At 41.6% G+C, this 25,200-nt stretch carries 12 protein-coding genes; 2 read left to right on the top strand and 10 right to left on the bottom strand.

Going from position 1 to position 25,200, the window contains the following annotated elements; translation table 11 throughout:
* Positions 1-34: 34 nt before the first annotated feature.
* Both NZ848_RS13735 and NZ848_RS13740 read right to left on the bottom strand, forming a co-directional pair.
* Positions 35-325: a Dabb family protein gene (locus NZ848_RS13735; RefSeq protein WP_101727995.1), complete on the bottom strand. Its 291-nt coding sequence runs from the start codon at positions 323-325 to the stop codon at positions 35-37.
* A 37-nt stretch (positions 326-362) separates the two neighbouring features.
* On the bottom strand, positions 363-3,803 hold the full coding sequence (locus NZ848_RS13740; protein WP_259015952.1) for a ThuA domain-containing protein: 3,441 nt from the start codon (positions 3,801-3,803) through the stop codon (positions 363-365).
* A gap of 176 nt (positions 3,804-3,979) precedes the next feature.
* On the opposite strand from NZ848_RS13740, the gene NZ848_RS13745 reads away from it, so the two are divergent.
* Positions 3,980-4,345 (top strand): DUF1801 domain-containing protein, encoded by a 366-nt coding sequence (locus NZ848_RS13745; RefSeq protein WP_259015953.1) that lies wholly within the window; start codon positions 3,980-3,982, stop codon positions 4,343-4,345.
* A gap of 30 nt (positions 4,346-4,375) precedes the next feature.
* On the opposite strand, the gene NZ848_RS13750 is transcribed toward NZ848_RS13745, so the two are convergent.
* From NZ848_RS13750 to NZ848_RS13775, 6 genes are all read right to left on the bottom strand, one after another.
* Positions 4,376-6,757 (bottom strand): ABC transporter permease, encoded by a 2,382-nt coding sequence (locus NZ848_RS13750; protein ID WP_259015955.1) that lies wholly within the window; start codon positions 6,755-6,757, stop codon positions 4,376-4,378.
* A 160-nt stretch (positions 6,758-6,917) separates the two neighbouring features.
* Complete coding sequence (locus tag NZ848_RS13755; protein ID WP_259015956.1) at positions 6,918-9,356, bottom strand: ABC transporter permease; 2,439 nt, start codon at positions 9,354-9,356, stop codon at positions 6,918-6,920.
* A gap of 76 nt (positions 9,357-9,432) precedes the next feature.
* On the bottom strand, positions 9,433-11,820 hold the full coding sequence (locus NZ848_RS13760) for an ABC transporter permease (protein ID WP_309600836.1): 2,388 nt from the start codon (positions 11,818-11,820) through the stop codon (positions 9,433-9,435).
* 132 nt (positions 11,821-11,952) lie between these two features.
* Positions 11,953-14,343, bottom strand: a complete 2,391-nt coding sequence (locus NZ848_RS13765) for an ABC transporter permease (RefSeq protein WP_259015959.1) — start codon at positions 14,341-14,343, stop codon at positions 11,953-11,955.
* A gap of 84 nt (positions 14,344-14,427) precedes the next feature.
* The gene (locus NZ848_RS13770) at positions 14,428-16,857 is read right to left on the bottom strand and encodes an ABC transporter permease (protein WP_259015960.1); all 2,430 of its coding nucleotides are present in this window, start codon (positions 16,855-16,857) and stop codon (positions 14,428-14,430) included.
* Between the two features lie 95 nt (positions 16,858-16,952).
* Positions 16,953-19,346, bottom strand: coding sequence for an ABC transporter permease (locus tag NZ848_RS13775; RefSeq protein WP_259015961.1), 2,394 nt, complete (start codon positions 19,344-19,346; stop codon positions 16,953-16,955).
* Between the two features lie 356 nt (positions 19,347-19,702).
* Between NZ848_RS13775 and NZ848_RS13780 the strand changes: the two genes are divergently transcribed.
* A complete protein-coding gene (locus NZ848_RS13780; RefSeq protein WP_259015962.1) occupies positions 19,703-20,212 on the top strand; it encodes an META domain-containing protein in 510 nt (169 codons plus the stop codon).
* Positions 20,213-20,279: 67 nt separating this feature from the next.
* Here the strand turns inward: NZ848_RS13780 and NZ848_RS13785 are convergent, their stop codons facing one another.
* Entirely contained in the window at positions 20,280-22,673 is a 2,394-nt protein-coding gene (locus tag NZ848_RS13785) for an ABC transporter permease (RefSeq protein WP_259015963.1), read from the bottom strand.
* Between the two features lie 123 nt (positions 22,674-22,796).
* A complete protein-coding gene (locus NZ848_RS13790) occupies positions 22,797-25,163 on the bottom strand; it encodes an ABC transporter permease (protein ID WP_259015964.1) in 2,367 nt (788 codons plus the stop codon).
* Positions 25,164-25,200: the final 37 nt, after the last annotated feature.

The raw sequence follows: 25,200 nt of genomic DNA on the forward strand, positions 1-25,200 counted from the left end.
GGCTTTCGTCCGGGCTATTTTTATGTGTTTCTTTTCAAAGTGACTCATAGTCTAGCTCCAGAAACTCTTCAACATTACTATGCCAGTGCTGGTCTACAAAAGCTATATGAGCAGGGTGAGTGGTGTACTGCTCATAAACCTGTGTATCGGCAAAATCCATAAACAAACCGTACTGATAATTGCTGTGCTTTCCGGTTTGTTTGTAGCAAACAAAGTTCTGCACACCTTCAATAGCCGTCAGTTTCCTGACCTCATCAAAAAACAACTGTTCTTCCTCTGAACCCACCGGGTGCTTTAACTTAAAAACAACTGAATGTCTTATCATTATGTTAATTCCTTAAATTGTGTATTTACATATAACCTCAATTGAATCTGAGTGTTTTAAACTTAATCAGATTATCGCTTGGTTTATCTGACTTCACTGCTATAATATACAGGTCTCTGAAGCCGTCAACCGGCTTATCAATCTTACTTTCTACCCATTCCATTTTACCCCAGCCTTGTGTTGGCGTAAAGGTAGTGCGGGCAATAACTGGCCCCGCCACTGAGTTTTCTCTGACCTCTATCACACCTGACTTATCTTGCGAGGCATACTCAAAATCAATGGTATTAATATTGGTAAGGTCAATATTTTTAAAAACCAGATAAGCCTTAGATGCCCCCTGGCGTAATTCTCCCCAGTCAAACACAAAACCCGGGTGTCGGTCTGCATCCATGGCACGTAGTTCATGGTAGCGCAGGCGCACCACATCTTCTGCTTTTTCTGGTTTGCTGCCGGCTGCGCCGTTATCTATATAAGATGCCTTAATGGTATAGTAACCAGTGGTTTTGTTTTCCTGATGCTCTTTTAAGGCTATGCTACCCGTTGTTGCTATAGGCTTGAAGTTTTTGTTCGGGTCATTAATGGCCAGAATATACTTTACCATTTCGTCGGCGTCCTGAGCTGATAACTGCGGGTGCGCACTCATTACGTGTGTGCTGCCCCAGCTGCCACCGCCACCATCAATAATTTTCTTCGACAAGGTTTTGATAGTCTTGTTGTCGCCATTGCCATATTTTTTAGAAATAGCCAGAAACGATGGCCCAACCGAGGTTTTATCAAGCGTATGGCAGGCTTTACAATCGCTGGCATCAACCAGTGTTTTGCCTAATGAGCCCAGTTCAACTTTAGAATCTGACTTGCTAACATCCAAAGGCTGGTACGGATTCGGATAATAGTTGTACTCTACTTTACGTTTTTTGGCATTAATTACTTTATCTTCTGCATCATTGACCGAGACGGCATATTCAAACGGCTGGTTGTCCCAATAAAATGTCTTATTCTTTTTGGCATTGATTTTTACAACCGGCACACCATTGCCCACCCTTACCGCAAGCGTATCAGTTGCTGTTTTTCCGGCAAGGTCTTTTACCAGAAATACAACCTTGTAATTACCATTTTTAGTAAAGGTATGCACAAACATAGGTTTATCGCCCTCTTGTTTTGCTCCGTTGATGTACCACTCATAAGACAGTTTATCATCAAAATCCAAATCAGTTCCTCTGCCCGAAAAACGCAGTTTTAAAGGTGCTTTGCCTGCCCATTCCTTATACTGAGGCATTTCTCTTGTTTCTGAAGTAATGAACGATTCTCTTTGTTTTTTGGCCATCATTAAAGTATCAACAATAGAGGCAGTGGCCAGAGGCGCGCGGTTATCGTAGTTATATTCAATCTTTACCAGACGGGCATCTTTGTTATCAGCGCCATAAACTGAGCCGTACTCCAGCACATACATAATGCCGTCTTTGCTGAAAGCCAAATCGATAGGCCTTCTGAAATCGCCTTTGGTAGGCATAAAAGCTTCCGTTTTTACATAGTTTTCGTCTTTGTCTAATCTTGTAGCCAGCATCCAGTTACGCATCCAGTCGAAAATAAACAGCGCGCCGTCATAATACCTGGGTATTTTGTTTTTGTTGGTTGATGCTTCATTAAACGTATAAAACTCTCCTGCCATGGCGCTGCGTCCACCGGTTCCTAATTCCGGAAATTCCGGAGAAAGGGCATACGGGTACCAAATCATAGGTGGTGTAGCGGGCGGCAGCTCTTTCAAGCCCGTATTGTTGGGCGAATTATTAACCGGTTTGGCAGGATTATAAGCAGGGCCGGGTTTATTGGCGGTAAAATCCCATTCAGAATAGGCGTAATTGTTACCGACAAAGTAAGGCCAGCCGAAATTGCCTGGTTTTTTAGCCTGATTAAACTCATCATAGCCTCTTGGGCCTCTCGGGCTGTCTTCTCCTGCATCAGGGCCAATTTCACCCCAGTAAATAGTGCCTGTTTTGGGGTTAATGGCTATGCGATAAGGATTCCGGCAACCCATGGCATAAATCTCGGGCAGTGTATTGGGTTCACCGGGTTTAAACAAATTACCAGCAGGAATAGTGTAGGTGCCATCCGGCTTTGGATGAATACGCAGGATTTTCCCCTTATAATCGTTGGTGTTTGCCGCTGACCGCTGCGCATCCATCGGGTAATATTCAGCGCCACTGCGTTCATCTAAAGGGGCATAGCCATTAGATGGGAAAGGCGTGGTGCCATCGCCGGTAGAAAGAATCAGATTTTTATCTTTATCAAATGCCAGCGAGCCACCATGATGCGAACCGCTGTTAATTTGAACCGGCACGCGTAATAATATTTTTTCAGAGGTTAAATCGATTTCATCTTTTGCTGAAAGCATGAATCTCGACAGATTAAAATAGATGGGCTCTCCCTCAATTGGCGGAGAGTAATACAGATACATCCAGCGGTTGGTATCAAAATCGGGGTCAAGGGTAATACCAATTACGCCCGTACCGCCTTTCATTACCACCGGAAAACGGTGTATGAGTTTAAACTGATTGGTTTTGGTATTAAACACCGACAGATTACCGGCCAATTCAGTAAAATACACCTTACCATCGTTCGATACCGCCAGTTCCATCGGGTTGTTCAGGTCATTTACCAGAACAGTTTTTTCAAACCGGTTTTCTTCAGGCATGGTTACCGAATAGGCCTTTGCGTAGTCTAGTGGCTTGCTGCCACCCATAGCAAAAGTTATACCCCCCAAAAGATGTTTCAGAAACAATGGTTCAGAGAAACTCTCGTCGGTATGCCCTCCACCTGTATAGAACGAGCGGCCACCGTCAAACTCATGATACCAGGCTATCGGGTGGTTGCCTCCGTTAGTACCGCCATCATAGGTGCTTTCGTCCAGATACGCCAGCGGTTTAATACCTCTGAATATTGACTTATAATTATACCATTCGTCGGTTCTATCCCATTTATCTGGCAAATGCGTTGTTGAAATATGCGTTTTATCAGTTACCAGAACGGTGGCTTTGCGTACATTAGAGTTGTTGGGGTGGCTCTCAAAATAAGCACCTACCAGTTGCCCGTACCACGGCCATTCGTATTCGGTATCAGCAGCGGCGTGGATACCCACAAACCCGCCACCCGACTGAATATACCTTTCAAAGGCAGCTTGTTGCTCGTTATTTAATACATTACCTGTGGTAGAATTAAAAATAACGGCACTGTATTTTTTCAGATTGGCATCGTTGAAATCCTCCGAGTTTTCAGATATATCAACACTAAAGTTATTCTCAACACCCAGTTTTTTGATCGCTTCTTTACCAAAAGGAATGCTTGAATGACGCCAGCCTTTAGTTTTTGAAAAAACTAAAACTCTTTTTTGCTGAGCAGTTACATCCTGACTAACCATTACCGAAAAAAGGACAACCACTGCCCAAAGACAGAAACAAAAGCTTTTTACAGGTTTTTTCATAGTTTGGAGGTTAAATAGATAGAAACCAAATATAATTATTTACCACTAAAACTAAATTATTTTAAGATAACATAGAATAATGTGGCGATAAAACCGTAAAAACAAACTATAAATAAAACCCGGGCATTATTTTTCTTTACTTTGGCTGAAACAAAAACAAAAATTTCCTGGCCTGTATGCAATTACGCCCAATAGATGACTTTTTTGAACAGCAGACTGAACCTAACAAAAGTTGCTTGTTATCATTGCGGGCACTGCTATTAAAACAAGACCCGTTTATTACCGAAGAATGGAAGTATAAACTGCCCAGCTACTACTACAAAGGCAAAATGCTTTGCTATTTGTGGATACATAAAAAATATAAAATTGATGGGGTGCCTCAGCCCTACATAGGCATTGCTGATGGCAACAAACTGGAAGAGGCCGATTTGGTTACAGAAAAAAGAGTAAGAATGAAAATTTTATTGATTGACCCAACCGATGACATTCCGGTAGAAAGAATTGAAATGCTCATCAAAAATATGGTACTACTAAGGGGCTGAAAAAGCCCCTTAGTAGTTGTAGTGTATGGGTTATTCTGCTTTCAGAGATTTTACCGGATTCATCAAAGCTGCTTTAATAGATTGAAGGCTGATTGTTACAAAGGCAATGAGCACAGCCATTCCGCCTGCCAGCACAAATATCCACCAGGCAATGTTTGTCCGGTAGGCAAAGTCCTGCAGCCAGGCGCTCATGAGATAATAGGCAAGTGGCGAAGCCACCACTAATGCTATCAACACCAGCTTTAACAAATCTTTAGATACCAAAACTATGATACCCGGCACACTGGCCCCCAATACTTTACGAATACCAATTTCTTTGGTTCTTTGCTGCACTATGTAGCTCACCAGCCCAAGTAAGCCCATGCAGGCTATCAGAATACCAAGGCATGAGAATATCCAGAACACCTGTTGCGATACACGCTCATTTCGGTATAGGTCGGCCAGATTAGCGTCCAGAAATGCGTAGTTAAACGGCTGTTCAGGTAAAAATTTCTTCCAGGTTTGCTCTAGTTTAGCTGTTACTTCTTTAAAGTTACTGGTGTTCACCCTTACCCCCATCAGGTTGCTCGTTCTCCCAAAGAAACGGTTATTGATAATGAATAAAGGAGTAATTTTCTGATGCAATGATGAAAAATGGAAGTCTTTCACTACTCCCACAATGGTATAAGCCATTTCGCCACCATCCTCACGCACCATATTATCAGGACTAAATATTTTCTGCCCTACAGGGTTCTTTAATCCCAATGCTTTTACGGCCTCCTGATTCAGAATCACTGAAAGCGAATCATTAAAATCCTTATTAAAAAACCGGCCTTCGGCCACGCTCATATTCAGTGTTTGTAAATAACCCTCGTCAGCAACCATGGTTTTGCCAGTTACGCTCTCTTTTTCTCCACCCTTCCGGAAGGTTATACCAAAAAACTGCTCCTGGCCGGGTTCAGCGTTTGTGCCGCCTACTTTTTCAATGCCTGCAATTTTCTTTATTTGTTCTTTAAACACCTCTGTTCGCTCTGCCAAAAATCCGGCCCCACGCAGATGTATCACCAAGTCTTTAGAATAACCCAGCTCTTTATTCTGTATATATGTTAACTGACGATAAACAACCAAAGTGCCGATTATCAGCACAATTGAGATTGAGAATTGAAAAACAACCAGACCATTACGCAACAGGTGTCCTTGTTTTTTAGATATAAATTTACCCTTAAGTACCTGAATAGGCTGGAACGACGCCAACACACCCGCAGGATATATGCCGGCCATTAAACCTACTAAAACCGATAAGAACAACATAAGTGGGATAGTCTGCCATGTATAAAAAGTATCAAGCAGCAATTGTTTGCCTGTCAGATTGTTAAAAAATGGCAAGGCCAATACCACGATCATAGAAGCCACAAAAAAACTGGAAACGCTCAGCAAAACCGACTCAGTCAGGAACTGAAAAGCCAGCTGCGACTTGGTGGACCCCAGTGCTTTTCGGATACCCACCTCTTTTGCTCTTTCAGTAGAGCGTGCGGTAGCCAGATTCATGAAGTTGATACAAGCGATAAGTAAAACAAAAATGGCAATAACCATAAAGATATACACCAGATTACTGCTTCCATTAGTACCCAGCTCACCTTCCAGATGCGATTCCAGGTGAATGCTTTTCAGTGGCTGCAGAAAATAAAAATAACCGTTGCCGGCTTTTACGTAGTCATGGTAAGAAACGCCGAAAGTACGTTGTATCTCACCAGAGGCATATTTCTCAACAATGGCAGGAAACTTCGCCTGTGCTTGTTGGGGCAATGTATGTGGTTTCAGCAGCAGATAAGTAGCAGCTGCAAAACTGACATGGTTGGTAGCCTCGGCGAAGCGATTGCCCTTTACAGCAGCCAGAAAATCGAACTTAAAATGGGCATTAGAAGGCACATCGGCACAAACACCCGTTACCTGCAATTTTGGCCCCTGCACCTGTTCCAGATACATGCCCATGGCATTGGCAGTGCCAAAAAAACGTTTGGCCGTGCTTTCAGTTAGCACTACCGTATTGGGCGCCATTAAAGCCTTTTCAGGATTACCCTGCAACAGTGGTAACTTAAACACTTTAAAGAAGTTAGAGTCAGCCCATAGCATATTTTTCTCTGCATATACCTCATTATTATGCCTGAAAAGCGTAGTGCCACCGGCGCCAAAAATTCTGGTAGACTCCTCTACTTCCGGTAATTCTTTCTTAACCGATTGCGCATAAGACGGCGGAATAATAGCATAGCCTGTTGCTCTGCCCGGGTATCTGCGCTCCAATGCCATTCTATAAATGCGGTCTCCGTTGGCCCAGAATTTATCAAAACTCAGCTCATCAAAGACATACATCAGAATCAGCAGACAGGCAGCCATACCAATTGACAAACCCGTGATGTTTATCAGAGTCTGCATTTTGTTTTTCAACAAACTCCTCCTGGCAATTTTGAAATAGTTACGTATCATGATGCCCTCCGATTCGTCGGACCGCCCCCTAAAGGGGAAATTGTTTTATGGTTATAGAAAATGTTTCCCTCAACTCCCCTTTAGGGGCTGGGCGGACGTCGCGCGGGGCTTACTCTGATTTCAACGACTTCACCGGATTCATCAAAGCAGCTTTGATGGTATGGTAACTGATGGTAATGAGTGCTATGCCTATGGCCATTATGCCCGCCAATGCAAACACCCACCATTTTATTTCTATGTGATAAGCAAAATTCTGCAGCCAGGTGTGCATAGCCCACCATGAAACCGGAAAGGCAATCATGGCTGCTATCAGCACCAAATTCACAAAATCGCGTGTCAATATCATAACAATGCCAGCTATGCTGGCACCAAGTACCTTACGGACACCTATTTCTTTAATACGTTGTTCGGCTGCGTAAGTAGCCAGGCCAAACAGACCCAGACAAGCTATTAAAATTGTGAGAATGGCCACAACCATAAAAATGGTTTGCTGTATTTGGTCTTGCTGATAAAACAACTCCCATTGCTTGTCTAGGAAATGATACTCAAACAGATGGTCCGGGTCTATGCTCTTCAGTACATTATCCATCTGTTTGATAGTCTCTTTTATATTTTCAGCCGAAATTCTGATACTGAAATAATCAATATTCTGAATAGGATTTTTATGAAAACCCATCACCATTGGTGAAACCGCCTGGTGGAGAGACTGAAAATTGAAATCTTTTACAATACCTACTACTCTGGCATAAAAAGGGTTATCAAGTTTTTCGATTGTTCCGCTATAATCAACACTTGGTATCTCAATTACCTGATTTGACGCCGTAGTTACGCCCAGTTGTCTGGCAGCTGTTTCGTTGATAATCACAGCTGTAGAATCTCCTGCACCCACATTGGTAAAGTTTCTGCCATTCAGCAATTGAATGTCATAAGTTTTCAGAAACTGGTCGTCAACTCCCAGAAAATACATATTTTTACCTTCTGTAGAGCCGATGTTTTCATTTTTTACACCTACCTGCAAAAGGTTTTTCCATTCGCCGGGCACGCGTGAGCTAAGGGCTACCTGCTTCACCTGCGACAATTTTTTGAATTCACTTTTAATGGTCTCTGCACCTTTTCTTACCTTACCGCTGTTAATATCTACTATCAGCAATTGCTCTTTTTTAAAGCCCATGTCTTTTGTTTCAACATATTTCATTTGCTGATACACAATGGTAGTAGCCACTATCATGATGATAGAGAGTGAAAACTGAAACACCACTAGTAAGCGGCGGACAGAAATATTGCCCTTGCCAACATTAATTTTACTTTTCAGCAGCACAATAGGTTTAATACCCGACTGTATGAGAGCGGGATACATACCAGACATGAGGCTTGCCAATACTACAATAAGCCCAACACCTATCCAGATTCTAAAATCAGTACCTAACCCAAGCGAAAGCTCTTTTTGGGTAAAAGGATTGAAATAAGGCAGTAAAATCTGAACAAAAAAAATAGAAAGACATAAAGCTATTAAAGTAACGATAAGGGCCTCGGTGATAAACTGACTGATAAGGTTCTTTTTTGTCGCCCCTGCTGTTTTGCGCACGCCTATTTCTCTGGCCCTGTTTGCGAATCTGGCCGTTGTCAGGTTCATATAATTTATACAGGCTATAATCAGCACAAAGGCAGCCAGAACTGCAAATATGTAAATGTGAGTGAGGTTCCCTTGACTAGTTTGTCCCTCAATATCAGCGGAGTAAAAGTGAATATCTTTCAATGGCTGTAATGAATACGTATATTTATCTTTTACTGTTTTGTCGCGTTTGGTTGCCACCAGCTGATTCAGCTTTGCCTGCAAGTTACCTGCATCAGCTTTCGGATCTAATAAGAGGTAAGTATTGAAGCTGTCAGAACTCCAATCAGAACTAACAAAATCTTTAAACCGCTGATTATTAATACTCGACTCCGAAAAAAGCAAATTAAACGATAGATGCGAATTGACCGGAATATTTTTCAACACGGCCGTTATAGTGTAAGGAATAGTATCTCTGTCGACTTTAATGAACTTGCCAATTACGTTGGTTGAATTAAAGTATTTCTGAGCCGACTCTTCTGTTAAAACAACCGAGAACGGAGCATTTAAAGCTGTTTTAGGGTCACCTGATAAAACCTCAAAGTCTAGCACTTGCAGAAAATCATTGCTGGCAAATATTAAATCTTCATAGAAAACATTAGTATTCTCCTGCGTGCCTATATTACTTCTTCCTGCCCCTGTGTATCGGGCTACTTTCTTTATTTCAGGGAAATTTGATTTACTTCCTTCTGAAATTTGAAAGGCTACACTTGAAACCTTCGATTCTTTACCATCCGCAGAAGTTTTTTGGTTCACGACCCTGTAAATATGATTTGCCTGAGAGTGAAACCCGTCGAAAGTCAGCTCGTCGAAAATATAGAGCGCTATCAGTAGAAAGCTGGTTAAACCAATAGTAAGGCCGAAAATATTAATGAATGAGAAAACTTTATTTCTCAACAAATTCCGCCACGCGATTTTGAAGTAATTGTTTATCATAATATTTGGGCTTATGGCAAAGGGGTAAGAGCATAGGGAAGAAAACCAATGCCCCATGCCCTTTTCCCTCTGTAATTTATTCACTTTTCAACGACTTCACCGGATTCATCAAAGCTGCTTTGATAGCCTGATAACTCACCGTTAGCATTGCAACCGCCAATGTTACCAAACCTGCCAATACAAAAAACCACCATTCCAGATTAATGCGATAAGTGAAGTCCTGCAACCAGCTGTTCATTAATAAATAAGCTATCGGGCTTGCAATTAACAAGGCCAGCACAATGAGCCTGATAAAGTCTATGGTAAGTAGCGAAACTATACCCAAAACCGATGCCCCCAATACTTTTCTGATACCCACTTCTTTGGTTCTTTGCTCGGCCATGTAGGTTACCAGCCCAAACAAACCCAGGCAGGCAATAACAATAGTAATTATAGCAAAAGTAACTGCCACTTTGCCCACCCGCTGTTCGGCACGATACATTTCATCAAATCGTTCATCAAGAAAGCTATAATTAAATGGCATTTCAGGCGCAATGGCTTTCCATTTGTCTTTTATCTGGCTAATTAAACCTGGCATATCTGAGGTTTTTACTTTAAAGGCCATCGCCCAGCTACTCACACCCAAACGCATACATAAAGGGCCCACATTCTGCCGCATGGATTCGAAATGGAAATTCTTCACCACGCCAACTATATGATAAAAACTTCTCTCATCTTCTATAGAGTACACTCTTTTACCGATGGGGTCATCAAAACCCAACACTTTTGCGGCGGTTTCATTGATGATAATCCCGCTTGAATCAGTGCCAAACTGTTTAGAGAAATTCCGGCCTTTTAGCAACTCCATTCCTAAAGTAGGCACATAATCGTAATCTACATTCCACATCTGCATCTGAAAACCGTCATTTGAACTGATGGTTGATTCTTTGGAGAAACTATGGTCGGTACGTGATGAGTTGGCAACAGGCAAGAAACCTGCCGACGCACCGCTTTGCACGCCCGAGAGTTTAAGTATTTCTTTTTTAAACGCCTCTTTGTTTTCGCGCAAGGCACCTGTTCCGTTAATAACCAGTACCTGGTCTTTATTAAAACCCAGGTTTTTTGTTTGAATAAAATTTAACTGGCGGTAAACCACAATAGTACCTATTACCAGTAGAATTGAAGTAAAAAACTGAAAGGTAACCAGCACATTTCGAAAACTACTGCGTTGCACACCTGTGTTTAATTTGCTTTTAAGCACTACAATAGGCCTGAAAGACGACAGGAAAAATGCAGGGTAATAGCCTGCCAGCATACCCACAACCAATGGTAAAAGCAGCAGTACAGGAAGTGTTTTAGGCGCAATCAGGTCTCTGTAGGTGAATGCCTTGGCAGCAATATCATTAAAATAAGGCATTACAAGCCAGGTTATTAATAATGCAACACCAAAAGCAAGGTAACTCATAAAGGCAGATTCGGCCATAAACTGGCTCATTAAAGTACCTTTGGGTGTGCCCAGTACTTTGCGTATGCCAACTTCCTTGGCTCTGTTGGCAGAACGCGCAGTAGACAGGTTCATGAAATTGATACACGCCAGCAGCAATACAAACAAAGCCACTGCCGAAAAGATGTACACATACTGTATGCTACCGTTTACCCCAAGTTCGGGTGCGCGGTCTGATTTCAGGTGTATGTCAGTCATTGGCATCAGGTGATACTCTAATTTATTGCCTGCCCTCCTGAACTCCTCAAGACTATTGATATTCATTAACTGTTTTGCCTGTGGCATCACATACTTAATAATCATACCTTCAAGTTTGTTTTCAAAGGCATGGTAATCAGTACCTTTTTTCAATACCACATAGGTATGAAAATTATTACTCAGAAAATTGCCAAACTGATATTCCAGGTTATCCATTGAGAGCAGAATATCAAAGTGGAAGTGAGAACTCGCCGGCATGTCTTTCATTACTGCTGTAATGTTGTAGCGTGTTTTTTCTTCAAGGCCTACTTCAAGGGTTTTACCTAGCACATCTGTTGTGCCAAAATACTTTTTAGCAGTGGTTTCACTTACAACGGCAGTGTTGGGCTGGTCTAAAGCTAATTTCGGGTTACCGGCTAAAACCGGAAAGGTAAACACATCAAAAATGGTAGAATCGGCGTAAGTAATATCGGCTTCTCTGATATACTCGCTACCTTTGCGGATAAACTTAGGACCCTCATTGGCATATAATCTAGCATATTGCTCTACCTCGGGGTAGTCTTTCTTCATATACTCGCCAACGGGGTCTGCGCTGGTAGCCAGTTTTAAATCAGTCCCGCCGAATCTGACATCCACGTCCAGACGATAAATACGGTCTGCCTTTTCATGAAAATCATCAAAGCTCAGCTCGTCAATCACATAAAGACCAATAAGAATAAAACTGCTGAACCCAATGGCCAGCCCAAATATATTAATAAATGAGAAGGTCTTATTTTTTAGCAAGTTCCTCCACGCAATTTTTAAATAGTTACTCAGCATAACACACCTCCGACAGGTAGGCTCGCCCTTAAAAGGGGACCTCATTTTATGGTTGTAGATATATTTCTTTCCGCTCCCGTTCAGGGGCAAAGGTTGTTACTCAGTTTTCAAACTCTTTACCGGATTGGCCAGCGCAGCCTTAATGGCCTGATAACTTACTGTGAGCAGGGTAACCAGTATGGCAACAAATAATACCATTAAGAATACCCCCACGCCGATATCTATTTTATAAGTATAATCACTGAGCCATTCAGACATACCGTACCAGGCGATAGGCGAGGCAATAACGCAGGATATAATAATGAGTTTCACGAAGTCTTTTGATAAAAGCCCCCACAGATTAGCCACACTTGCGCCTAAAACCTTACGAACCCCAATTTCTTTTTTGCGTTGCTCGGCCATGAAAGACGCTAGACCAAATAAGCCCAGACAAGAAATAAATATGGCAAGCACAGATATAATAGCAGCCAGATTACCAATCAGTTCTTCATAATTAAACTTAGATGCATATTCAAGGTCAGCAAACTTGTAGTCGAACGGGAAACCCGGATTATACTTATCAAATATCGGTTGAATCTGTTTGATAGCCTGCGCACTTGAAACAGTAGGGTTTAACCTGATATTGATGTAACTCACCCAGTCTTTCTCAAACACAATAGTTAAAGGCGATATATTTCTGAAAGGAGACTCCATCATTACATTGGCAACCACACCCACTACGCGTCTTTCGCGTCCATTCCATTTCAAGATTTCTCCAACAGGATTCTTAAGCCCCATGCGTTTTACGGCGGCTTCATTGAGTAATACGCCAACAGAATCAGTTGAATATTCTCTTGAAAAATCCCGACCCTCTTTTAACTTAACCCCTATGGTTTTTACGTAATTAAAACTGGTGGCAATTGTACTGAAAATAGCCGATTTGTCTTCTGGTGTAGAGCCTTTCCACTCCCACCCGTTATTGTTACTATATATTTGTGTTGGCGGTGAATTCGATTTACAAATAGATAAGACAGCACCGGTGGCCAGCAATTCATTGTTCAGTGCATCATAATTTCTTAACAGGTCGCTTGAACTTTCAACAGAAATCAATCCTTTGCTGTTAAAGCCGATAGGCCTGTTTTTAGCATATTGTATCTGCTGGTAAATAATTACCGTACCAATCATAAGCACAATAGAAAAAGTAAACTGCAAAACAACCAGGATTTTTCGAGGCAGGGAAGCGTTTTTACCTACATGAATACCCCCTTTAAGTATCTTTACAGGATTGAACGACGATAGGTAAAGCGCAGGGTAGCTACCCGCCAGCAAACCGGTAATAAGTGTAAAAGCAAGCATGATTGCCCAGAAAACCGGATTAGCAAGCTCCATTGACATTTGTTTTTCGGTCATTCTATTGAAATAAGGCAATGACAGCCCTACCAAAACAATAGCCAGTACAAGAGAAATAAAAGCAATGAGAATGGATTCGCTCAGAAACTGACCTATTAACTGATTTCGTGCTGAACCTACAGCCTTACGGACACCAACTTCTTTGGCGCGTTTTTCAGAACGGGCGGTGCTCAGGTTCATGAAGTTGATACAGGCAATAACCAGAACAAAAATGCCAAAAATACCAAACAGGTTTACGTAACGAATAAACCCGCCGGTGTTTTTACCCTCGGTAAAATCAGAATACAAACGCCATTTGGCCATTGGGTGTACAAATACCTCTGGTTTGATGCTCTTCTGCATCAGCTGGTCTTCTTTAAAATGGTCAAGCACTACGTTTTTTATTCTGGCATTGGTTTTTTCGGGGTCTACACCATCTTTCAGCTGAACAAATGTTTGCCAAGAATTATTGCCCCAGTTAGTTTTATGAAATTTGGCCACCCAGTCATAAATTTTCTCCTGCAAATCAAAAGGTATCAGGTAGTCATATTGCAATGATGCATTTTTGGGCTGTTTTTTTACAACGGCCGTTACCTTCAAATCCATGGTATTATCTACTTTCACTATCTTTCCTACGGGGTCCTGCTTGCCAAAAAGGGCTTCTGCTGTTTCTTCTGTCAATACGATTGAGTATGGTTCTTTCAGCGGTTGCTTATCGCCGTCGATAACCTGAATACTAAACATTTCCATGGCATCTGGCCCAATAAAGTGGCCGAATTTCAGAAACTTCTGGTTGCCCACCAGCAAAGACCGCGTACTGCCCCAGTCGCACATGGCCACACCTTTAAAATCCGGGTATTTTGATTTCAGTTCCTCTCCCATCGGAAACGGCAAAGCATCCTGAGTTCCTCTGCGGCCATCAAACGTCTGGTGCATTTTTACCTGATAGAGCGTGGCATAATTGGCATGGTGCTTATTGGCCGACATCTCGTCGTTTATCCAAAGCCCAATCAATATGGCAACCGCCATACCAACGGCCAGGCCAAAAACATTAATAAAAGAGTACACCTTACTTTTTACAAGGTTTCTCCAGGCGATTTTCAAGTAATTGCGTATCATATTGACTTTAGCCCCTAAAGGGGGATTTTTTTATTTATATAATATACTTTACTCAACTCCCCATTTGGGGTTGGTGGTGTTTTTTTACTCTGACTTTAAAGATTGAACCGGATTGGCTAATGCCGCTCTTACTGCCTGATACCCTACTGTTATTAATGCAATCAGAATAGCACCTGCACCTGATACGGCAAATATCCACCATGAAATATCTACTTTGTAGGCAAAATTCTCCAGCCATTGGCTCATAAGGTAATAAGCAACCGGGCTGGCAATTACAATTGAAATAACTACCAGTTTTATAAAGTCTTTGCTAAGCAAGGCTGTAATACCTAAAACGCCTGCCCCCAGCACCTTACGAATGCCCACTTCTTTAGTGCGGCTTTCGGTAGTAAATGTGGCCAGCCCAAACAACCCAAGACAAGCTATGATAATTGCCCAGCCAGAAGCCGTGGTAAATATTTTACTATACTGTTGCTCTGTCTGATACTGTTTATTGAAGTTTTCGTCAATAAAAAAATATTCGTAAGGATTACCCGGGAAATTAGCTTTATAGAGTTTTTCAAGACTTGCTACCTTGGCATTTATATTATCTGGCGTAATACGAAGCGTGTAATAGGCTGATGAATTTTGCGGATAGAAAATAATCGGGTCTATGGTTCTTTGCACACCGGTATGATGGTAGTTTTTTACAACTCCAATAATTTCCAATGGGCGCTCGTCCCACTGAATACGCTTCTGAACAGCCTCTTCTGCCGAAGCAAAGCCTAAAGACTCTACCGCTTTTTCGTTGAGCAGTATTTTGCTGTTATCGTTCCAGTCCAGATAACATTCGGCAGGGGTAAAGTTTCGGCCGGCTTTTAGTTCAATCTGATACGTTTTCAGGAATCTGTCTCCTATTATGGCAAATGAATAGGCTTTCATTTCATCGCCGGGTTTAGATTTAGGCTGTGTAAAGCCAGAGGTTGTAAAATTATACCAACCGCTGGGTATTGAGCCTGAAGCACAATAATCTTTAACAAAGCTTTGCTGGGCAAGGCCATCAATAAATGCGGTTTTTCGGGTACCATACGTACTGTCTTTACCTACCTCGGGGCCTTTTACTACCAGAAGCTGGTGGCTGTTCATGCCTAAATCTTTGTTTTGCATATAATGCAACTGGCGATAGATAAGCACTGTGCCTAAAATAAGCATAATAGATATACTGAACTGAGAAACCACTAATGCCTTACGAAGAAATATACCTTTTGACTGCCTGCCCAGTTTGCCTTTCAGGGTTTCAATCGGGTTGAAATTAGACAATACAAAAGCCGTAAGAGCCCCGGCCAGAACAGAACCAACCAACAACAAACCAAGCCCGGCAACTGAAACCAGCGAGAAATCAATAGTTGTAAACGATAGTTCTTTCCCTATTAAATCATTAAAAAATGGCTGAAGAGAATAAACAAATACGGCTGCTAAAGTAAATCCTAACAGATTAACCAACAATGCCTCTCCCAGAAACTGGCTGATAAGGTTAAACTGAGTAGCGCCAATTACTTTTCTTACACCCACTTCGTTGGCTCTTTTTAAAGAATTGGCCGTTGAAAGGTTGATGTAATTAAACCAGGCAATTAATAAAATAAGAAAGGCTATTCCGCCCAGCATGTACACATACTTGAGGTTACCCGTGGTTTGAAGGTTATCACTTAATGAGGCAGCCAGATGAACGTTGGCCAACGGCTGTAAACGAAAGCGTACACCATCGTTTTCTTTGCCAAGTTTCTTCCGTAAGGCAGTAAGTTTATTTTCAAAGGCTTTAACATTTACTCCGTCGTTCAACTGAAAAAATGTGTTGATATACTGCGAGTCCAGATTAGTTAATGTAGCCCAGTTGTTGCCTTTCAGATTGGCAGGATTCTTTAACGTTTCTAAAGAGAAAACCATATCTAATCTGATGTCAGAATTGTCTTTCATATCCATAAAAACCCCCTCTATGGTATGAGATGAAGACCCAAACTGATTATCAAGCACAAGTACCTGCCCCAATGGGTTGAGGGTTCCGAAATACTTTCTGGCGGTGGATTCAGAAATAAAGACAGTATTGGGTTTTTGAAGCGCCTTTTTACTACCTGCCACCAACGGAAAGGTAAAAAAATCGAAGAAGTTGCTTTCAGCAAAACTGATGTTGGCTTCGCGGAATGCCTCGGCATTTGCAACAGACCTCCTGACCACACCCTTGGTTATACCCTGTTCGAATCGACAAAAATCTTTCACCTCCGGAAAATTCTCTTTGGCTTTCAATGCCCAGCCCGGCTCTATTTCGGCCCAGGTGACACCGTGGATATCTTCATTAAGCAAACGATAAGTACTTGACAGATTTTTATGGAAGTTATTGACGCTTTTCTCCAGACTGATATATTCAAGAATGAATAAAAAAGCGGTAATACCCATAGCCAGGCCCACAATGTTGACAAAGCTGTAAATCTTGTTCCGAACCAGGTTCCGAAAAGCGATTTTGAAATAATTACGTATCATGGTGCCCCTAGCCCCTAAAGGGGGATTTATTTAAAATTACAGAAAGTATTTCACTCAACTCCCCTTTAGGGGTTGGGCGGCCGCCGCGCGGCGTGTTATTCACTTTTCAGCGACTTCACCGGATTCATCAACGCGGCTTTTAACACCTGATACCCCACCGTTAAAGCAGCTACCACAAATGTGGAGACAATGGCTATTATAAATACTTCAACGCCTATATCTATATGAAACTTAAAGTCTTGCAGCCAGCTATTCATTAACCACCAGGCAAATGGTGAGGCAATGATGAAAGCTACAGAAATAAGACCGGAAAACTCTTTTCCGAATATCCAGATAATCTGCGGTATTGTGCCACCCAAAACTTTTCTGATGCCAATTTCTTTGGTTTTCTGCGTAACCATAAACGCCACCATACCATATAAACCCAGGCACCCAATAAAAATGGCGATTCCTGAAAACGCCTGAATCAATTTCAGCATCACATTTTCTGTTTCATAAAACTCAGCTATTACTTTATCATAAAACTGATATTCGTAAATCTGGTCAGGGTGGTGTTTGGCCCATATCTTTTCAATTTCCGGCATTATTTGCTGAGCATTGGCTATATTCAGTTTCAGGCCATAGCTATCGTAGTTTTCTTGCAAGGTAGTAATAAGTATAGGATTGATATCTTCATGGAACGTTCTGTCATGAAAATCTTTTATCACACCTACTATGGGGCCGCTGCTCCGGCCGTCATTCAGCTTAACAATTTTACCTATTACTTCCTGTGGCGATTTAAAATTCAGCTTTTTCACAAATGTTTCATTGACCAGGCACTCTTTCATGCTATCCGCCGGAAAAACATTTCTGCCAGCTACCAATTCTAACCCGAACGTAGGCACGTATTGGTCGTCAGCCGATTTTACGTTTACTCTGAAAACCTCGTCTTCTGTGCGGTTATCAAACTTAACAGATGTGTTCCAGTTTGAGCTGGAAGCCGGAGGGCGAAAAAACAATGAAACGTTTTCTACGCCGTTTAGCGCAGCCAGCTGATTCCTGATTGTTTTTTGTTTATTTGCCTCTGTACCAGAGGCAATGGGAACAAATACCAGTGCATCTTTTTTAAAGCCGAGGTCAGAATGCTGGGCATATTTCATCTGGCTGGCAATAACTACCATACCAATAATTAAAACCTGCGAGATAGCAAACTGGGTAATGATAAGGGTGCGTCGTGTGTTAAAACCACCAATGTTTTGTTGTGATAGTTTTCCTTTAAGAGCGAGAACAGGCTGGAAGCCGGCAAGAATAAGGCCGGGATACGAACCGGAAAAAATTGTAACTACTAATACCAATAAGAAGGCAAAGAGTATCAGATAAACATCTGAGAAGAAATTGATACTGATTTGAGAATTAAACCACAGGTTAACGTAAGGCAAAGCCATGAAAGCCAGGCTGATGGCCACAATTGCGCCAATGATGGTTATTATACCGGTTTCGGCAATAAACTGCCAGAAAAGTTGATATCTTAAGCTGCCCAGTACTTTTCTTACGCCTACTTCTTTTGAACGTTTTAAAGCCTGTGCCGTTGCCAGGTTAATGAAGTTTACACAAGCCGTAATTATCAGAAACAAGCCTATGAACGATAACACCCATAGATTTTTCTTGTCCATTGGGCCACCGTAGCGCGCATCAAAGTGCATTTCGGCCAATGGCTGAAATTTGTAATGATGCACGTTTTTAGACGTTGGGCGGTATTTTTTCACGTATGCCGGCATTACTTTTTCTACCTCTGCAATAGAAACACCAGGGCGCATCAAAACAAAACATTGCATTGAACTGGCAATACCCCCCCAGGAGTCATCACTGGCAAACCATTCATTGTATGTTTTAAGGGTTGGGTAAGATGCATAAATCTCGGTTTTTCTGTCGCTATTAGCTGGCAAATCTTTAAGCACCCCGGTAACCTTAAACTCAATTCGGTTATCGAGCTTAAAGGTTTTGTTGATAGGGCTCTCATTGCCAAAATACTTTTTGGCAGCTCTTTCGGTAAGAATCGCCGTATTGGGCTCACTTAAAACTGTCTTTTTATCGCCCTGCAAAAGCGGATAATTAAAAATCTCAAAAAACTCAGGTTCGGTAAAGGCTACACCTTGTTCATCTTTAAATTTTTTAATTTCTCCACCCTGTTTCACGGTAATCAGTTGTTCATCAAAGGTGCAGATGCGTGCAACTTTCTCACCAAATGTGTAATCATTTCTAAATGCCTTTCCAAGCGGATTGGGTACGCTGTTGGCATAGCTTATGTTGTCGCGGTGTTGTTCGGTAACAAGGCGGTAAATGCGGCTTGAGTTGTAATGGAAGTTATCAAAACTAAGATGGTGTTTCACCAAAGCAAAAATAAGGATTCCGCAACTCATACTCAACGCCAACCCCAGTATATTGATGGTGGCATATACCTTGTTTCGTTGCAGATTCCTTATTGCTATTTTAAGATAGTTTTTAAACATAGTTTTTTCATAATTTTGTATTGTAATTATTAAATAACCAAAGCCATGCCAAAAACTTAAACAACTTATAATAAGCATATTAAAGGAAATCAAACTCAAATAATCTGTCCGTTTTCGGACGAATTTAGTACGCTGTCGGACAGGCCCTTTTCTTTGTTTTCACTCCATTTTTTTGGGCATAAACTGCTGCACTTATACCCGAAAGGCTCACTTAAAAGATTTAAGCTTTTATCAGAACACAAATAACATTATACAATTTTACGCAACTGCCTCACTATAAATAAATTTCAGGAAGATTTTCCAACCATTTCGGGGGCAGAAGAGTCTGTATCATTGAAACGTTAATCTATTTATTTATGAAAAAATTAATGCTACTATTTGGCTTTCTGACCGTGGCGATGGCTTGCAAAAATGAAGCAGAAGATATGGCGGGTAGTGATTTATCAGGTAAGCCCGGTACTGGCATGCTCAACCCGAATGCGCCTAAGTCTGGCAAAGACCCTGTTAATCCACGCTCAGAGACTTTTTATTATTTTGCAGGATACCAGGTAAGCAAAACTGCCGGTTCTGATAAAATGGGTATGGATATTGGTAAAGCCCCAGACAACCCCACTCAATTGTATGTGAGCGGCTATAGTTTTGTAAATATGTATGGTGCCGGTTATACCTGCGATGAAAAAACAGGTGCCCTGAAAATTAAAGAACTGATAGCTACCGAGATGGCAGGTAGCGAAGAAGCCAATAAAGCTGAGGCTGAGTATTTCAAAAATCTGCAGGAAGCCACTAGCATAGTTTTTGAAACCCAACAAGTACAAATACAGGTGGGTAATCCGGTAAAAGAAGTTATGTTTTTTAAGAAAAGATAAGGTCTGAAACAAATTAAAAAAGGCAGTGGGGTTTTCCATTGCCTTTTTTTGTCCGTTTTTCCGGCTGTTATTCTGCTTTCAGCGACTTCACCGGGTTCATCAATGCCGCTCTGATGGCCTGCCCACCTACAGTTAAAAGCGCCACAGCAATGGTTACCATTGCCGTTATTATAAATATATATGCGTTAATAGAAATGCGATACGGGTAGTTTTCGAGCCATTTTTGTGCGGCCAAAAAAGCGATTGGGAACGCAAAAATAAATGATAGACCCACCAGTTTCAGGAAGTCAGAAGACAATAATTGCACTATACTACTTACCGAAGCACCTAACACTTTACGGATACCAATTTCTTTGGTACGTTTCTCTGCCGACAAAGTGGCCAGGCCAAACAAACCTATGCAGGAAATACAAATGGTAAGCGCAGCGCCAAAAAGCATAATTTGTTTCCATTTTGCTTCTGATTCATAGTTTTTCAGGTTTTCGGCTTCCTGAAACTTAAAATCATAAGAGTTAATCGGGAATAGCTTTTTGAAAGTCTTCTCTATATGTTTCAGGCTGGCTACTGCAGACCCCGGCTTAATTTTGATAAATATTCTACCGTATACATTACCGGGTTTCATGGTAAATAATTGTGGCCCAATCTCCTGGCTCAGTGAATTAAAATGGTGGTTTTTTACAACTCCTATTACCGTGTACTTATCGTTGCTGTTATAGAAATTAACTTCCTGCCCTAGTGGATTCTTCCAGCCTGCTTTTTTCACAAAGGCTTCATTCACAATGACCGATTTTGTTGAATCAGATGGAAAATCAGGAGAGAAATTTCGCCCCTTCAGAACGGGTATCTTCATTAAAGGCAAGAAAACATGATTAACTGTTTCATAGGCAAAATCAATCTGTGTATCGCCGTTCACTTTCGCTATTGTACCCCACGAACCTGCGTTTTTGGGTGCTACCTCAATAATATTCGGGTCACTCTTCAATTCGTTGATAAACAAAGCCGACTGGCTGTGAGTTAAAAGCCACTTGTCAACCAATATCAGATTTTTATCGTCATACCCCAACTCTTTGGTTGTCAGGTAATTGAATTGCGAATAGATGGTCATGGTAGCAATAATCAGAAACGAAGCCAAACTAAACTGCACCACCACCAATGTTTTTTGCAGATAGTTTTTTCCTGTCAGGTTAAATCGGCTGTATAAGGTTCTCACCGGGTCATATCCAGACAGCACAAGCGCCGGATAAAACCCAGCCAGCAGACTTGTTATGGCAAATAGTATGACATAGGCTGATATCAGCCTGATGTCAAATAAATAGGAGAAAGCCAAAGACTTATTTGCTAATTGATTGAAGGTAGGCAACACCATCTGCACAATAAATACTGCCAGCACAAAGGCTATCAGGCAAAGTATGGAAGACTCGCCCAAAAACTGAAAAATCAGTTGTTTTCTGTCGCCGCCAACTACTTTTCTTATTCCAATTTCTTTGGCGCGTTTCAACGAACGGGCTACTGTAAGGTTAATGAAGTTGATGCAGGCTATTAATAATATAAAAATAGCAATGCCTGTAAGGATATAAGAAAAAGTAGGGTTGCTGGCATCAGACAAACCATTCTGGGCAGCAAATGTAGTACTCAGGTGCATGTCGGCCAATGGTTGCAGGGCGTATCTGGCATTTTCTTTTACATCAAACTCTTTGGCCATTTTCTGAATACTCTCTTTTGCATCTGCCTCATAAACCCGTTTCATTTTAGCCTCTGCTGATACCACATTGGCATGCGGCTTAAGTACCACAAATGTATTAAGAAAGAAATTGAACCAGTTATCGCTATTCTGGTATTCTTCATTTTCTACAACTAAAGGCAGCAGAAAATCAAACTTAATAGAAGAGTTTTGCGGCGCTTTTTTTGCCACCCCCGTTATCTGGTAAGGCACCAGTTTGTTATCCTCTACAAAATCAATAGTTTTACCCATCACATCTTTAGTTTTGAACAGTCTTTCTGCCATTTGCTCTGAAATAACTAAAGTGTTAGGCTGTATCAATGCTGTTTTGGGATTTCCACTTAGCAAAGGGAAAGAAAACACAGAAAAGAAGTTAGCGTCGGCCGCTAATAATTCATACCCTTTTATTTCGTTACCCTGACGGATATTCCGGAAATCACTGCGTAAACGCATAAACGACTGAATCTCAGGCACACCTGCTTTAAACTTAGGGCCTTGAAAATACCCCGTTACACCGTCTGACTGTTTCACGCTGCCATCCGGATTAATCCATTCGGTAGTAACCCGGTAGATACTGGCTTGGTTGGCATGGAAACGGTCGTAGCTTACTTCATCTTTGGTATAAAGCATAATAAGCATAGCCGCTGCAAGACCGATGCTGAGCCCCGCAATGTTAATAAAACTGTAAACCTTATTGCGAAAAAGGTTACGGATGGCGATTTTAAAGTAGTTTTTTAACATAAGCCCCTAACCCCTAAAGGGAATTTAAAATTGAATAATGAATTTCTGCTCCCCACCCCTAAAGGGGAGCTATTAAAAACCTCAGTATTTTTGTAGTCCCCCTTTAGGGGTTAGGGGCATGTTTTATTCTGATTTCAAACTCTTCACCGGATTAATCAATGCTGCCTTTACAGCCTGAAAACTGACAGTCATGATGGCAATCAGAATCGCTACGGCTCCGGTGGCTGCAAATATCCACCACTCAATAGATACTCGATAGGCGAAATCCTGTAGCCATTGCGCCATAAAGTAATAAGCAACAGGTACGGCCACCACAAGAGCAATTAGCACCAGTTTCAGAAAATCGAGCGAAAGCAAAGTGGTGATACCAAATACCGAAGCGCCCAGTACTTTTCTGATGCCAATCTCTTTGGTGCGCTGCCTGATAGAAAATGTAGCCAGACCAAACAAACCCAGGCAAGAAATGAAAACTGCCAGCGTGGCAAAGGTCTTGGTAAGGTTACTGATTAGTTCTTCGCGCTCATAAAAACTCGCCACGTCTTCATTAAAAAAAGTGTATTCAAAAACGTTGTCTGGGTACAATTTCTCCCATAATCCGGCAACTTTTTTCAGGGTTGACTGGTCAAAGGATTTTAGCTGAATAGCTACCTTACGATAATGCGCTCTTGACGAAAAGATAACCGTGGGCTCAATGCCCGAATAGAGGTCGGTATTATTAAAATCGGCTACTACGCCTACTATGGCTCCGGTTTTGTTGTGGTCGCCTACCAATAGTTTTCTGTTCAGAATTTCATCGGCTGATTTCAATCCTAAATCTTTTACCATTTTCTGATTCACCAGTAACTCTCGCAGGGTGTCAGAAGCAACAGGCTTACGGCCGCTGATTAGCTTGATGCCATAGGTATCAATATAGGCTTCATCAGCTATTTTAGACCTTGCCACAAATTTCTCCCAGTCTCTGTTTTCAAATCTGATGCTTCCGCCACTACCGGTCTGCGAAGTTGGCGCAGTGCGAAAGAAAGACACAGAGCTTACATTTGCCTGTTGAAGCAATTGGTTTTTAAGTGTTCTAAGTTTGCCGGTTTCAGCATCCGGAATATTTACTTGCAGAATCAGGTCTTTTCTTAAGCCCAGATCTTTATTTTCCAGGTAATCAAGCTGCAACACAACCAGCATAGACACCGCTATCAATATGCAGGCAATGCTGAATTGTATTACTACCAACCCTTTGCGAAGTGTAAATTTCTTAGGCAACTCAGTGACATTTTTCAATGCCTTTAAAGGCTGAAAATTGGCAATGATAAGTGCCGGATAAAACCCGGCCATAAAAACAACGGCCGCCAGCAGAAGAGCCATGAAACCAATTAGGGTGAGGTCAGAGAACAGGCTAATGTGAACAGGGGTAGCTAACCATTGAGCAAGTAAAGGAGCAGCTACGAAGGCGATAACTACTGCCAGTATGCCGGAAAACAAAGCTAACAATGTGGTTTCACTAATAAACTGCCAGAAAATTTGGGCTTGTGAACTGCCCAAAGTTTTTCTTACCCCTACTTCTTTGTGTCGTTTAAAAGATTGCGCCGTTGAAAGATTAATGAAATTGATACAGGCAATAACCACCATTAGCAATCCGATACCTATCAGCAAATGGATGGTTGATTTCCTGATTTTTCCGTCATAGTCGATGTTAAAGTGAATATCAGATAAATCTTGTAGATGATACCTGAATATTTCTGAGTCTGCGCCATAATAATTTTTAGAAAAAGCAGGCATCTGACTTTCAAGCTTATTCTTTAATTCCTTCGAGCGCAGCATCACAAAGGTTTCCCTGCTGCTGTCAATCCAACCCCAGTCTTGGTAGCCATATTCAGGCACAAGGATTTTCAATGTAGGCAGTGAAACAAAAATATCGGTTTTCAAATCCGTATTGGCCGGGTAATCTTTCAGTACCCCCGCCACCACAACTTCCTGTTTACTTTCAAGTTTAATAACCTTTCCCAAAGGGTTATCATTTCCGAAAAACTTCCGGGCATATCGCTCCGTAATTACCACTTGATTAGGATTCTCAAGTACCTCGGGCTTACCTGCCTTCCACTCATAATCAAATATCTTAAAGTAGTCGGCATTGGTAAAAGCAGCCGATTCCCGCTCTGCGTATTTCCTGACTTCCCCATTTCTTGCAACCGAAATTGTCAATGGTTGATGCGCCAGATATGTAGTTTTTTCAATGGCCGGATACTCCTTCGCCCAGGTCTGATGCAATTGATAGGCACTACCCTTTTCTTTTTCTATGCTGCCATCTTCCAGATGCAGGTCAACCACTGCTCTATAAATCCGGTCTGCATTTTTATGATAGGTATCAACACTTAAATGGTATTTCACCAATTGAAAAACCAGTATCCCACCGGCCATGCCCAAAGCCAGACCGAACACATTCAGAAAGGTGAAGAGTCTGTTTCTAACCAGTACTCTTAATATAAAATTTAGTTTCATATTATTAGTTTTAGAAAAAGCAAAAGTGCTTTTTATG

The organism is Emticicia fluvialis (assembly GCF_024793945.1).
GTDB classification, from domain to species: Bacteria; Bacteroidota; Bacteroidia; order Cytophagales; family Spirosomataceae; genus Emticicia; species Emticicia fluvialis.

Bases quoted from the DNA above. Each gene is read 5' to 3' on its own strand.
- NZ848_RS13740 (WP_259015952.1), bottom strand. From the start codon at position 3,803: ATGAAAAAACCTGTAAAAAGCTTTTGTTTCTGTCTTTGGGCAGTGGTT.
- NZ848_RS13785 (WP_259015963.1), bottom strand. From the start codon at position 22,673: ATGTTAAAAAACTACTTTAAAATCGCCATCCGTAACCTTTTTCGCAAT.
- NZ848_RS13770 (WP_259015960.1), bottom strand. From the start codon at position 16,857: ATGATACGTAATTATTTCAAAATCGCTTTTCGGAACCTGGTTCGGAAC.
- NZ848_RS13790 (WP_259015964.1), bottom strand. From the start codon at position 25,163: ATGAAACTAAATTTTATATTAAGAGTACTGGTTAGAAACAGACTCTTC.
- NZ848_RS13745 (WP_259015953.1), top strand. From the start codon at position 3,980: ATGCAATTACGCCCAATAGATGACTTTTTTGAACAGCAGACTGAACCT.
- NZ848_RS13750 (WP_259015955.1), bottom strand. From the start codon at position 6,757: ATGCAGACTCTGATAAACATCACGGGTTTGTCAATTGGTATGGCTGCC.
- NZ848_RS13775 (WP_259015961.1), bottom strand. From the start codon at position 19,346: ATGTTTAAAAACTATCTTAAAATAGCAATAAGGAATCTGCAACGAAAC.
- NZ848_RS13765 (WP_259015959.1), bottom strand. From the start codon at position 14,343: ATGATACGCAATTACTTGAAAATCGCCTGGAGAAACCTTGTAAAAAGT.
- NZ848_RS13735 (WP_101727995.1), bottom strand. From the start codon at position 325: ATGATAAGACATTCAGTTGTTTTTAAGTTAAAGCACCCGGTGGGTTCA.
- NZ848_RS13780 (WP_259015962.1), top strand. From the start codon at position 19,703: ATGAAAAAATTAATGCTACTATTTGGCTTTCTGACCGTGGCGATGGCT.
- NZ848_RS13755 (WP_259015956.1), bottom strand. From the start codon at position 9,356: ATGATAAACAATTACTTCAAAATCGCGTGGCGGAATTTGTTGAGAAAT.